Annotated in this window: 13 protein-coding genes; 7 read left to right on the top strand and 6 right to left on the bottom strand. The window is 58.4% G+C overall.

Annotated features, from left to right (window positions below; all coding sequences use genetic code 11):
• Positions 1 to 98 precede the first annotated feature (98 nt).
• From B30_RS07720 to B30_RS07705, 4 genes are all read left to right on the top strand, one after another.
• Positions 99 to 1109: a DctP family TRAP transporter solute-binding subunit gene (locus B30_RS07720; RefSeq protein WP_009571485.1), complete on the top strand. Its 1011-nt coding sequence runs from the start codon at positions 99 to 101 to the stop codon at positions 1107 to 1109.
• Between the two features lie 329 nt (positions 1110 to 1438).
• On the top strand, positions 1439 to 2443 hold the full coding sequence (locus B30_RS07715; protein WP_009571484.1) for a DctP family TRAP transporter solute-binding subunit: 1005 nt from the start codon (positions 1439 to 1441) through the stop codon (positions 2441 to 2443).
• A 106-nt stretch (positions 2444 to 2549) separates the two neighbouring features.
• Positions 2550 to 3251 carry a TRAP transporter small permease gene (locus tag B30_RS07710; RefSeq protein WP_009571483.1) on the top strand — a complete coding sequence of 234 codons (702 nt, stop codon included), beginning with the start codon at positions 2550 to 2552 and terminating at the stop codon, positions 3249 to 3251.
• 5 nt (positions 3252 to 3256) lie between these two features.
• Positions 3257 to 4651: a TRAP transporter large permease gene (locus tag B30_RS07705; RefSeq protein WP_009571482.1), complete on the top strand. Its 1395-nt coding sequence runs from the start codon at positions 3257 to 3259 to the stop codon at positions 4649 to 4651.
• Between the two features lie 80 nt (positions 4652 to 4731).
• Here B30_RS07705 and trpD read toward each other — a convergent pair whose 3' ends face one another.
• The gene (gene trpD, locus B30_RS07700; protein ID WP_009571481.1) at positions 4732 to 5763 is read right to left on the bottom strand and encodes an anthranilate phosphoribosyltransferase; all 1032 of its coding nucleotides are present in this window, start codon (positions 5761 to 5763) and stop codon (positions 4732 to 4734) included.
• Complete coding sequence (locus tag B30_RS07695) at positions 5760 to 6347, bottom strand: anthranilate synthase component II (protein ID WP_009571480.1); 588 nt, start codon at positions 6345 to 6347, stop codon at positions 5760 to 5762. The genes trpD and B30_RS07695 overlap by 4 nt, the downstream gene beginning before the upstream one ends.
• Positions 6348 to 6634: 287 nt before the next feature.
• On the opposite strand from B30_RS07695, the gene B30_RS07690 reads away from it, so the two are divergent.
• Together B30_RS07690 and B30_RS07685 are read left to right on the top strand one after the other, a co-directional pair.
• Complete coding sequence (locus B30_RS07690; RefSeq protein WP_009571479.1) at positions 6635 to 8095, top strand: divergent polysaccharide deacetylase family protein; 1461 nt, start codon at positions 6635 to 6637, stop codon at positions 8093 to 8095.
• A gap of 54 nt (positions 8096 to 8149) precedes the next feature.
• Complete coding sequence (locus B30_RS07685; protein ID WP_009571478.1) at positions 8150 to 9586, top strand: S1C family serine protease; 1437 nt, start codon at positions 8150 to 8152, stop codon at positions 9584 to 9586.
• Here B30_RS07685 and B30_RS21695 read toward each other — a convergent pair.
• Positions 9482 to 10006: a carboxymuconolactone decarboxylase family protein gene (locus B30_RS21695; protein ID WP_085952020.1), complete on the bottom strand. Its 525-nt coding sequence runs from the start codon at positions 10004 to 10006 to the stop codon at positions 9482 to 9484. The genes B30_RS07685 and B30_RS21695 overlap by 105 nt on opposite strands.
• A complete protein-coding gene (locus B30_RS07675) occupies positions 9939 to 10382 on the bottom strand; it encodes a MerR family transcriptional regulator (RefSeq protein ID WP_009571476.1) in 444 nt (147 codons plus the stop codon). The genes B30_RS21695 and B30_RS07675 overlap by 68 nt, the downstream gene beginning before the upstream one ends.
• Before the next feature lie 153 nt (positions 10383 to 10535).
• On the opposite strand from B30_RS07675, the gene B30_RS07670 reads away from it, so the two are divergent.
• The gene (locus B30_RS07670; RefSeq protein ID WP_009571475.1) at positions 10536 to 11306 is read left to right on the top strand and encodes a DUF2189 domain-containing protein; all 771 of its coding nucleotides are present in this window, start codon (positions 10536 to 10538) and stop codon (positions 11304 to 11306) included.
• A 15-nt stretch (positions 11307 to 11321) separates the two neighbouring features.
• On the opposite strand, the gene B30_RS07665 is transcribed toward B30_RS07670, so the two are convergent.
• Together B30_RS07665 and B30_RS22640 are read right to left on the bottom strand one after the other, a co-directional pair.
• Positions 11322 to 12218, bottom strand: coding sequence for a DMT family transporter (locus B30_RS07665; RefSeq protein WP_009571474.1), 897 nt, complete (start codon positions 12216 to 12218; stop codon positions 11322 to 11324).
• Positions 12219 to 12315: 97 nt separating this feature from the next.
• Positions 12316 to 12450, bottom strand: coding sequence for a hypothetical protein (locus B30_RS22640; RefSeq protein ID WP_269771040.1), 135 nt, complete (start codon positions 12448 to 12450; stop codon positions 12316 to 12318).
• Positions 12451 to 12505: the final 55 nt, after the last annotated feature.

Here is a 12505-nt window from a genome sequence, read left to right as displayed (position 1 = left end):
TCTAAAGCATGATCTGATACCTTGCTAAAATATGCGACCTTTGTTTCCTGCCTCCAGTCCCGACCGAAAGCACGGGACGAAATACGGGAGGGAAATCCATGAGAAATTTGACCTGCGCCTTGGCCGCTGGACTGTTGACGCTGTCCGTCTCTGGCGCATTCGCCGGAACCGAGGGCTGTGATCCGGGCGAGATGGTGATCAAGTTCAGCCATATCGTGAACACAGACAAACACCCGAAAGGCATTGCCGCGACCCTGTTGGTGAACCGGGTGAATACAGAGATGGACGGGACCGCCTGTATGGAGGTTTACCCCAACGCCACGCTCTATAACGATGACCAAGTGTTGGAGGCGATGCTTCAGGGCGATGTCCAACTTGCGGCCCCGTCCTTGTCGAAATTCGAATCCTTCACCAAGCAATTCCGCATATTCGATCTGCCGTTCATGTTTAAAAACATGGAGGCCGTGGATGCGTTTCAGGCCTCGGACACCGGGCAGGCGATGAAAGAAGGCATGGTGCGGCGCGGGCTTTTGGGCCTTGAGTTTTGGCACAATGGCATGAAACAAATCACCGCCAACAGGCCGCTTGTCCTGCCCGAAGATGTGGCCGGGCTTAAAATGCGGGTTCAGCCCGCCGAGGTGATCATTGAACAGATGCGCGCCCTGAACGCCAATCCGCAACCGCTGGCCTTTCCTGAGGTCTACGGCGCGTTGCAAACTGGCGTCGTGGATGGTCAGCAAAACACATGGTCGAACATTTATGGTCAAAAGTTCCATGAGGTTCAGGACGGGGCAACCGAGACCAACCACCTGTTGCTTGACTATATGGTCGTGACCTCGGTCGATTGGTGGGAGAGCCTTGATGCGGATGTCAGGGATCAGTTTGCCACCATCCTTCATGAGGTGACCGTGGCGCGCAATGGCGAGTCTGAGCGGGTCAATCAGGAGGCCAAAGAGGGGATTTTGGCAGCAGGCGGTGTCGTGCGCACCCTGACGCCCGAACAGCGCCAAGCCTGGGTCGATGCGATGAAACCCGTTTGGAAAATGTTTGAGGCCGACGTGGGCGCTGACAATATTGCCGCCGCGCAGGACTTCAACGCGCGCAATTGAGCGCGATTGAACGCGATGTGTCCGACGCGTCAGGCGCTGAGTCGCGCAGGTCGCGATGTTTTGAGAATCTGTGATGTGTGCGGATTTTCGCACGTCTGAGAAATTTGGGCGTGTGGAGAACCGCACACCATGCAGGTGCAGCATGGCTGCTATGCGTTTGAGCCGTGCTGCAACCAAATGAAAAATAAAGGGAATTATAAAATTTTCATGCCCCCGTCACGAAACCTTGTTCCAAATCTCTTGCCCCTGTTTGGTCTGCCCCAGAGGTGTACGGGCCAAAATCGCCTGCACCGCGACTGACATTCGATTTCATGACAGGGAGGAAACCCATGAAATTTCTTGCAACCGCTGCCACCGCACTCGCGCTCACCGCAACCGGGGCTTTTGCCGATACGATGGGCTGTGATGCTGGCGAAATGGTGATCAAATTCAGCCATGTCACCAACACCGACAAACACCCGAAAGGCATTGCTGCGAACCTGTTTATGGAGCGCGTGAATGCCGAGATGGACGGCAAAGCCTGTGTCGAGGTCTACCCGAACTCCACGCTCTATAACGATGACCAAGTGCTGGAAGCGATGCTTCAGGGCGACGTTCAAATGGCGGCGCCGTCGCTGTCGAAATTTGAATCCTTTACCAAAGTCTACCGCATTTTCGATCTGCCCTTCATGTTCAAGAACATGGATGCCGTCGAGGAGTTCCAAAGCTCCGAAGTCGGTCAGAATATGAAAGAAGTCATGGTACGCCGCGGGCTTTTGGGCCTTGGGTTCTGGCACAATGGTCTGAAACAATTCTCTGCCAACAAACCGCTTGTGATGCCCGAAGATGCCGCAGGCCTGAAATTCCGGGTGCAGCCCTCCGACGTGTTGGTCGCCCAGATGGAAGCGCTCGATGCCTCGCCGCAGCCGATGGCCTTTTCCGAGGTCTACGGCGCGCTGCAAACCGGCGTTGTCGATGGTCAGGAAAACACATGGTCCAATGTCTACGGCCAGAAATTCTTTGAGGTTCAGGACGGCACCACAGAAACCAACCACGGCGTGCTTGACTATATGGTCGTGACCTCCGTCGATTGGTGGGAAGGGCTGGATGCCGACACCCGCGATCAATTGGCAACGATCATGAACGAAGTGACCGCCGAGCGGAACGCCGCGATTGCCGAAGTGGACGCAGAAAACCGTCAGGCTGTGTTGGATGCGGGCGGTGTGATCCGCGAATTGACCGACGAGCAACGTCAGGCCTGGGTCGATGTGATGAAACCGGTTTGGGCACAGTTTGAAGCCGATGTCGGCGCAGACAACATTGCCGCAGCCCAAGAGATCAATGCCAAACACTAAGGCGTAAGCCTTTGAACACGAACGGTTCCCGCGCATTTGACGCGGGGCCGTTTTCTGCATCCTTTGCCCGTATCCGGGCATCTGGGGCCAAAAGAGGGGGCCAGTGATGACACAATCTCAAGACAACCTGCCTACAACGCCCATCGCCGAGTTTTTCGACGCTTTGGAAGAAAACCTGATCGCTTTGATTTTGGGACTGATGACGCTGGTCACCTTTGTGAATGTGGTGATGCGCTACCTGTTCAATGACTCCCTGATTTGGGGGCTTGAGGTGGTGCTGATCCTGTTTGCGTGGCTGGTGCTTTTGGGCATCCCTTACGGGTTTAAAAAGACCTCGCATCTGGGTGTGGATGCAGTGATCAATATGCTGCCTTCGCGGGGGCACAGAATTTTGGCCATCCTTTCGGCGCTGGCCTGTGTCGTCTATGCGGCGCTTTTGATGAAGGGGGCGTGGGATTACTGGGCACCCTTCGCCGGGCTTCAACCCACAACAGGCCGCTGGTTCCCGACCGGCATCGACTCGGGCGTGCGCGACCGGGCGTTTTATGTCACCGATCAAATCCCGATGCTGGGGATTTTCCGCTGGTTAGAGGCGGCGATCAACTATGGCGACAGCTATGACAAGCTGCCCCGCGTTGTGCCCTATTTCATCATCCCGCTCTCCGCCGCCCTTTTGCTCTTACGCGTGGTTCAGGCGACGATCCGCATCATCCTCGGCACCCAGTCGATCCTGATCGTTTCCCATGAAGCCGAAGAAGACGTCGAGCGTGTCGCGGCCCATCCTGCGCACCCCGAATACGAGGAATAACCCCTATGGATGTCATCCTTCTTTTCGTCATGATCATCGGGCTCCTGCTGATCGGCGTGCCGATTGCGGTCTCTTTGGGCCTGTCCTCGATGATCTTTTTGTTGGTCTTCTCCGACACCTCCCTGGCCTCCGTCGCTCAATCTTTATACCAAGCGATGGCCGGGCATTACACGCTCCTCGCGATCCCGTTTTTCATCCTCGCCTCCTCCTTCATGTCCACAGGCGGCGTGGCCACGCGCATCGTGCGGTTTTCCATCGCATGCGTCGGCCATATGCATGGCGGTTTGGCGATTGCGGGCGTGTTTGCCTGTATGATCTTTGCAGCTCTGTCCGGCTCATCGCCTGCGACTGTGGTGGCCATCGGCTCCATCGTCATCGCGGCGATGCGCAAAATGGGCTATTCGCGGGACTTTGCCGCGGGCGTGATCTGTAACGCGGGCACTTTGGGCATCCTGATCCCGCCCTCCATCGTGATGGTGGTCTATGCCTCCGCCGTGGACGTGTCGGTCGGTCGGATGTTCCTTGCAGGCGTCATTCCGGGCATTTTGGCGGGCACGATGTTGATGATTGCGATCTATGTCATCGCGCGGATCAAGCACCTGCCAAAAGGCGAATGGGCGGGCTGGGGCGAGATCTACGCCTCGTTCAAAGACGCGTTTTGGGGCCTGATGTTGATCGTCATCATCATGGTCGGCATTTACGGCGTTCCGGGCCTCACTGGCGCGATCTTTACGCCGACCGAAGCCGCCGCCGTTGCCTCCGTTTATGCCTTCCTGGTGGCCTCCTTTGTCTATCGTGACATGGGACCACTGGCGGGGCGGAACGGGGCGGGACCGACCCCTTTGTTGCGAAAACCGCAGGCCTTGCTCACCGCATGGTTTCACGCAGACACGCGCCAGACCCTGTTTGATGCGGGCAAGCTGACCGTGATGTTGATGTTCATCATCGCCAACGCTTTGATCCTCAAACATGTGCTGACCGACGAACAAATCCCACAACAAATCGCCAATGCGATGCTGTCGGCGGGCTTCGGCAAAATCATGTTCCTGATCATGGTCAACGTCATTTTGCTTATTGGTGGCCAGTTCATGGAACCGTCGGGCCTGATCGTCATTGTTGCACCCTTGGTGTTCCCGATTGCGATTGAACTTGGGGTGGACCCGATCCATCTGGGTATCATCATGGTGGTGAACATGGAGATTGGCATGATCACGCCGCCGGTGGGTCTGAACCTGTTCGTCACCTCCGGCGTCGCCGGGATGCCGATGATGGCGGTGGTCCGCGCAGCCCTGCCGTTCCTCGCGATCCTCTTTGTGTTCTTGATCCTTGTGACCTATGTGCCGTGGATTTCGACGGTTCTACCGAATGCGTTGATGGGGCCAGAGATCATAACGAAGTGATCTGAGCCAAAGCACAGACATGAAAAAGGGGCCTCTTGGGGCCCTTTTTGTTTGAGTATTTATGTCACGGTAAAGGGGACTTAGTGCCGCGAGGTCAGTTCCGCCAGTGCGGTCAGGCGACCGATGGCCGCGCCCGAGGCGATGCTGTCTTTGGCAATCTCGACGCCCTCTTTCAGGGTTGCCGCCTTGTCGGCCACAACCAGTGCCGCTGCCGCGTTGAACAGGACCGCATCACGGTAGGCCCCCGCTTCGCCGTTTAAGAGCGCAATCATCGCGGCGCTGTTTTCCTGTGGTGTGCCGCCAAGGATGTCTTTCAGGCGATGCACCGGCAGGCCCGCGTCTTCGGGGTGGATTTCCATCGACTTGATCACGTCCCCCTCAAGAGCCGCCACCGCCGTTGTGCCAGTGATCGAGATTTCATCCATCCCATCCGCGCCATGCACCAGCCAGGCTTTTTCAGAGCCGAGCATTTGCAGCGTTTCGGCCATCGGAAAGATCAGATCGGGGGCGAAAGCTCCGGTCAGTTGACGTTTCACGCCCGCCGGATTGGTCAGAGGGCCCAAGATGTTGAAGATGGTTTTACAACCCAATTCGACCCGCACAGGCCCGACATATTTCATTGCCGGGTGGTGCATCGGTGCCATCATAAAGCCGATGCCAATCTCGCGCAGCGCCTCTTCGACCACGTCCTTGCCGACCATGACATTGACGCCACTGACCGACAGGGCATCGGCCGCGCCTGATTTCGAGGACAGGTTGCGGTTGCCGTGTTTGGCCACGGGCACCCCTGCGCCGGCGACGACAAAGGCGGTGGCGGTGGAGATGTTGAGCGTGCCCAAGCCGTCACCGCCAGTGCCAACGATGTCCATCGCGCCCTCGGGGGCCGTGACTTTAACGCATTTGGAACGCATCACCGAGGCGGCTGCGGCATATTCCGACACCGCCTCGCCGCGCGCGCGCATCGCCATCAAAAAACCGCCGATCTGGGCGTCGGTTGCTTGGCCTTCAAACAGAATTTCAAAGGCCTCCACCGCTTGCGACCGGCTCAAAGGCCCCTCGGAGGCGGCAAAAATCAGCGGTTTCATCGCATTGGGGTTTGCAGGTGCGCTCATGCCGCTTCCTCCGCTTTGAGTTGATTGAGAAAGGTGCCGATCATCTCGTGACCATGTTCGGATCGGATGCTTTCCGGGTGAAATTGCACGCCTTCAATCGGCAGGGTTTTGTGACGCAGCCCCATGATGGTGCCATCCGCCAATTCCGCCGTGACCTCAAGACAGTCGGGCAGGGTGGCGCGGTCGACGATCAGCGAATGGTAGCGCGTGCCTTGCAAGGGCGAGGGCAGGCCGGCAAAGACGCCTTTGCCCTGATGATAAATCTCGCCCATCTTGCCATGCACGATCTCATGACAGCGCACGACGTTGCCACCAAAGGCCTCGCCAATGGATTGATGTCCCAAGCAGACGCCAAACAACGGAATGCCCGCATCGGCTGCGGCATGAACCAAAGGCACACAAATGCCCGCCTCATGCGGCGTTTTCGGTCCGGGTGACAACACAATACCAGACGGGCGCAACGCCATGGCCTCTTGCACGTTCAAAGCATCATTGCGCACCACCTTGGCTTGCCACCCCATCTCGCCAATGTAATGGACGAGGTTGTAGGTAAAACTGTCGTAATTATCGATCAGAAGCAGCATCGCTTTGGTCCTTTGGCGTGACATGACGCGGTGAAATCCGCACATAAATCCGCACTGGCACCGGCCAAGCGCCGCGCGGGGAGAGTTTGTGGCATGAAAGGGGGATGATCCTTTGATAAAGCCGGGTTATACATGGTCACAAGGACCTCAGAGGGTCAAGGGGTTCGCCTTGATCAAAAAGGTGTAATCACGGCCTGATACCGCTGATCGTAAAAGGGCCGATAGAGCAAATGACAGGGCCGATGTGTGTGACACATCCGGCAACAGGGCAAGGAGCGCCAAAGACAATGGGGCGGGGAATTTTCACTGGGTTGATTTGGGGCGGTGTCGTTGGATTTGGAATCCTGACGGTCGCAAATGAGATCGTCGCACCTGTGACGTTGGAGATGACCCCAGTGGCGTCGGCCCCAGTGGCATCACCCCCTGCGTCCGCCGAGACGCAAGTGATCCCAGAGGGTACAACAGAGGCCGCCCCCGCCTTGACCACCGCGCCTGAGGGCGAGGACGCCCCGGAGATTGCCCCGGATATGGCCGCGGCGGACCCAAACCGGTCTGGCACCCAGCCTGATGTGCGCACGCCCGAGGGCCAGGAAACGCCGCCCGAGGCTGAAACAGCCGCCGCAGCCGCCCCGGACATCACCGCCCCCACCGGGCCACAATTCGCGCCCGACGACACAATGGAGACGGCGGCAAAAGCGCCCGCAATCGAACCGGTTTTGACCCCGCCGCTAGGGCTGGCCCCCGAAGCGGAAGCCCCAGACGCGCTCCCGACTGCGGAAGAGAGCGTGCCGGGATCAACGCCTGAAGGATCGGATGTCGCACCAAACATGCCCGGATTGCCGGAAAGCAGCTCGGTCGACACTGTGCTGATGGATACCACACCTGAGACGCCGCCGGTGCCTGGCGACCCGGTCCAAGAACAGACCGACAGTCTTCTGGCACCACAAGGCGAGACCCAACTGGGCGAAAAAGTTGGCTCTTTCACCGACCGGGACGACGCCCGCAAATCCTCGCGCTTGCCGTCTATTTCGGCGCAACCCACCCCGGATGACGCGGTCCCCATGGTACTGGCCGATGATCTTCCCGCCCTTGTGGCCTTTTCCGCCGATTATGCCGGGACACCAACAGGGCCGATGATGAGCATCGTTTTGGTGGATATTGCCGAGCTTGGCCCCAATGATCCGATCCTGTCCAAACTGCCGTTTCCGGTCACTTTTGCCGTTGATGCGGTGGCGGCGCGGGCGGGCGATCGGGCCAAGACCTACCGCGACAAGGGGCTCGAGGTCATGGCCATGGTGTCCTTGCCCGAAGGCGCGACACCGCAAGACGTCTCTGTGACCTTGCAACAGGCCGCTGAGCTTGTGCCGGTGTCTATTGGCTTTTTGGACGTCCCCTCGGGCACCTTCCAAAGCTCGCGCACCATCGCCGCCCAAGTCGTGGCCAGCGCCCAGGACAGCGGGCGGGGGCTTTTGACCTTCCCGCGGGGGCTCAATGCCTTGGAGCAGGAAGCCCAGCGGGCCGATGCGCCCGCCGCCCTTGTGTTTCGCGATTTCGATGGCCGCGGCCAAGACATCGCCGCGATCAAACGGTTCCTCGACCAAGCAGCCTTCCGCGCCAATATTGACGAGAAAATCGTCCTCTTGGGCCGCTCAAGACCGGAGACACTTCAGGCTCTGGCCGAATGGTCCCTGGGCAACCGCGCGGCGGCGGTCTCGATCGTGCCTCTGTCCTATTTGCTGACGCATTGAGTGCGTCATGATCTTGCCCACTGAAGCGGGAACACTGTAGGGGAGGAGGTGGAAATGAATGCAATTCTGCGCGTTTTGCTTTGTGTTTGGCTTGCTCTGCAGCCAGACCAGGCCGTGTCGCAGGAGTACGATCACCTTTTTACGCCCTTCACACCAAGTCACTACAGTCAAAATGAATTGCGTTTCTTGCAACTAGGGTTGGCACTGGAAGGTCACTACAATGGCCTTTTAGACGGAGCATGGGGCCGCATTTCCGACACTGCCATAACGCGTTATGCACGGGACACCTTTGATGAGGCACCCCTTGAAATACATGCAGCGCTCATCGCGTATTTGGCCGCCGATTTTTTGGAACGCGATGGTTGGGAGATCAGATATTATGACAGTTTAGGCCTGTCTTTTCTGATCCCGACGCAGGCGCTTATCGAAGCTCAATCCACGCCAAATTTGTTAAACTATGAGCACTCGAAAAGTTCGCTGAACTATTCCATCGGCTTTGGCGATTTACGAAAGGCCGAAGCATTGCATGAGTATGCGTACCGTTTTCACGCTGGGCCAAACCCCATATACACTGTGCGGAAACAGGGGATGGCGATCACCTCTGCCACAAACGCGTCCGGCCAAACGCTTTATGTACGATCACTGTTTTGGCAGGGGCAGTGGTCAACGCTGATGATTTCTGCCGAACGCCAAGACGCCGCCCTTTTGGCCGCTGTGGCGGCCAGCATCGCGACAGAGAAATACGCTCAGCTTTATGTACCCCGCGGAGGTTACCTTTTCTCCATTGCTGCGACAGCGGCGGATCTCCTTGATGCGGCAGAGCGGGACGGTCAAGAAACGGCTGTCGCCACTCCGCCCAGATCCTCTGAAGAAGCCTCAGATGGATCGTCTTCAGGCACAGGGTTTATCGTCTCTGACGCCGGACACGTTCTGACCAATGCGCATGTGGTTGAGGGATGCAATAGCCTTGAGGTCAATGGTATGCCCGCCGAGCTCATAACGGTCTCAACCAGCTTTGATTTGGCCCTTGTGCAATCATCGGATAGTTTAGGCACACAGATTGCGCCTTTTTCCCCATCCACCGCCCGCCTCAATCAAGACGTCATTGTTGTCGGATACCCGTTGGCCGGGTTGCTTGGCGGTGTGAATGTGACACGCGGGGCTGTTTCGAGTGTGACAGGCCTTGGGGGAGAGGAGACGACCATGCAAATCTCCGCTCCCGTTCAGCCCGGTAATTCTGGCGGGCCTGTCCTCTCTGACACGGGCGCGGTCTTGGGGGTTGTTGTGTCAAAACTCGATGCGATGGTGGTGGCCGATGCCATTGGAGATATTCCGCAAAACATCAACTTTGCGATTCGAGGTGAGGCAGCGCGTCTTTTTTTATCCCTAAACTCTGTGACGCCGGTGATGAGTGACATTATATCTCCACTTTCGCCCATTGAACTGGCTGAGCAGGCAACAAAATTCACGGTTTTCATCACCTGTGATTGATCCGCAAGAGGGGGGGTAGATCCCCTGATCCTCTCGACGTGCGAACACGGCCTTGGCTGCCGCAAAGCCGTTGAGCGCGGCGGGGAAGCCGGCGTAGATGGACATTTGCATCAGGATCTCGGTGATCTCCACCCGCGTCAGGCCGACATTCATCCCGGCTTCAATATGGACCTCCAATTGCGGGCGCGCTGTGCCCATGGCGCAAAGCGCGGCGATGGTGGCGATTTCGCGGTCGCGCAGGCTGAGGTCCGGGCGGCTGTAAATGTCGCCAAAGGGAAATTCCAACAGGTAGGTGGCAAAATCCGGTGCGATCCCGGCCAGCGAAGCGATGACGTTTTCGCCTGCCTCACCGTCAATCGCGGCCATGGCGGCCGTGCCGCGTTCCAGTCGGGTCTGTGGTGGTGTGTGTGTCGGTGTCATTTGAGTCTGCGTCATTTGGGTCCGTCCCTTCAGTCTCGCCATATCCGGCGATTTTGGTGTCGAGGACGGTGAGGGCGCTTTGTAGCTCGGCCAGATGTGCACGCACCCGATCGCGATGTTCGCTCAAAAGTGCGGCGCGCGCCGGGCCGGTGCTGTCGCCTTGGGCGCGCAGCCTGGCATAGCGGAGCATGTCGCGGATCGGCATTCCGGTGGTTTTCAACCGGGACAGAAACCCGATCCAGACCACGCTGTCTTCGCCATAATCGCGCCGCCCGGAGCCATCGCGATGGGCATGGGGCAAAAGCCCGATCCGTTCGTAATAGCGAATGGTGTGGGCCGTGATCCCGGTGCGTTTCGCCAAATCTCCGATCTTCATGCCACCCTCTTTTCTTCGACGCTTTTGACCCTAGGGCTTTGAGCGAACTCTAAGTCAAGAGCGGATTTGCACCTCACGCGTGCTTGACAGGCTGCGACATTTTGTCGTGAACTTGCGGCGAGGAGAACGGCGCAGAGCCGACAGGGAGAGTTTATGGAACAGGTTCAGGCGGTGGCTGCGGCCCCGGTGCCCGATGTGGCGCATTTAACGATCTCGGATTTACGCGCCGCCCTGCGCGGCGGCTGGCGCGATTTTCGCCGCGCGCCCGCTTTTGGGATTTTCTTTTCCGCCGTCTATGTGCTGATCGGGTTTGGGTTTGTCCTGTTTGGCGCGGGCACGGTGGCGTGGACCTTTGCCTTCTCGCTGGCCTTCCCGCTGTTTGCGCCCTTTGCCGCCGTTGGCCTCTATGAGGTTTCGCGCCGGATGGAGGCGGGGGCAGTGCTCGATTGGTATCAAGTCCTAAGCGTGGTGAAGGCCGAAAAAGACCGGCAAATCCCGTGGATGGGGGCGATCATCGTCATCTATGTGCTGTTCTGGTCGTTCTTTGCCCATATGCTCTTTGCGCTCTTCATGGGCCTCTCGGCGATGACCAATATCAGCTCTTCCTATGAGGTCTTCTTGACTCCGAACGGTTTGACCATGATCGCGGTTGAACTGGGCGTGGGCAGCCTGTTCGCCTTTTTGCTGTTCTCCCTCACGGTCACGTCCCTGCCGCATCTGTTGGACAAAGAGGTCGATTTCGTCACTGCCATGCTGTTGTCGTTTCGCGTGGTCAAAGACAATTTCTGGGTGATGTTGATCTGGGCCGGACTGATTGCGATACTGTCGATCTTGGCGCTGATCCCGTTGTTTTTGGGCCTGTTCATCGTCTTGCCGGTGATGGGCCATGCAACATGGCACCTCTACCGCCGGGCTTTGGTGTGACCCAGTTGCGCCGGATCAGGCGGCGCGCCGCCGCCGCGAACTGAGCATCAACAACACACCGGCACTGACAATCACTGCGCCCCCCGCCAGTTCCATCGCGTCGGGGCGCTCGCCAAAGACCAGCGCGCCCAGGATCATTGCGAACAACAGGCGCACATAGCGAAACGGCGTGACCACCGACAATTCGCCCATGCGCATCGCCATGGTGATGCCGGTGTAGGCGATCACCCCGACGACCACCGCCACTGACAAAAACGCCAGATCGACCAGCGAGGGCATCACCCACGCGCCGCCCCAGAGCAACAGGATCGCGCCCGAGGGGATAAGCGCGGCAAAGCCCGTGACGCCCAATTGCGCATAGGACAGGATCGGGGGCGCGGCGCGGGTGGCCAGATCGCGCCCGGCAAAGCCGATCATGCCCAGAACTGCCAATATCGACAGCGGCGTAAAGCCCGACAGCCCCGGCCTGAGCACCATCAACACGCCGACAAAGCCCAATGCGATCAAGGCCCATCGCAGCGGCGAGACCTTTTCGCGAAAGATCAAAACGCCGGCGGCGGCCACGACCAAAGGCGTGGCTTGCAAAATCGCGGAGGTGGTGGAGAGGGCGGTGAGCGCCAGAGAAAGGGTGAAAAACACCCGGCCCATCATTTCAAACAGGGCGCGAATGGCCATCACGCGGGTGAAGAGGATCGGGTGAAAAATCCGTTCGCGGCGCTGACGTGTCAGCAGGGCAAACACCGTCAAACCGCCCAGACCGAACAGGATCAACACTTCGCCCACCGGCACATGCGCGGTGACCGATTTCAGCGCCATATCCTCGATCGAGAACCCGGCCATGGCCATGACCATCAACAGCGCGCCGCGCAGATTTCCGGCTTTGAGAAGGGTCAGGTCAGGGGCGAGGGTCATGGCGGCTCCACTATAGCGTGCGCGCCACCATGACCGGGACGACTGTGGGCCTCAAGGGCAAAACAGCTTTGCAGTTTTGCACCCTGTCCCGCTCAGATCACTTGCCCTTTTTCTTTTCGCCCAAAGACATTGGCTTGGCCGCGCCAAAATTCGCTGTGGCCAAGACCTTGGTCTTTTCTTGTTTCGGCTTTTTGACTTCTTTATTGCCGCGCTTGTTGTCGCCTTTTCCCATGATGATCTCCCATGTCGATATGACCCTCCGGCGACAGGCCGAAGGGGTCTCCCTC

It is taken from the genome of Celeribacter baekdonensis B30 (assembly GCF_000299875.1).
GTDB lineage: Bacteria > Pseudomonadota > Alphaproteobacteria > Rhodobacterales > Rhodobacteraceae > Celeribacter > Celeribacter baekdonensis_A.
Note: the sequence above shows the minus strand (reverse complement) of the source record. Positions and strands in the feature narration are given on the sequence as shown.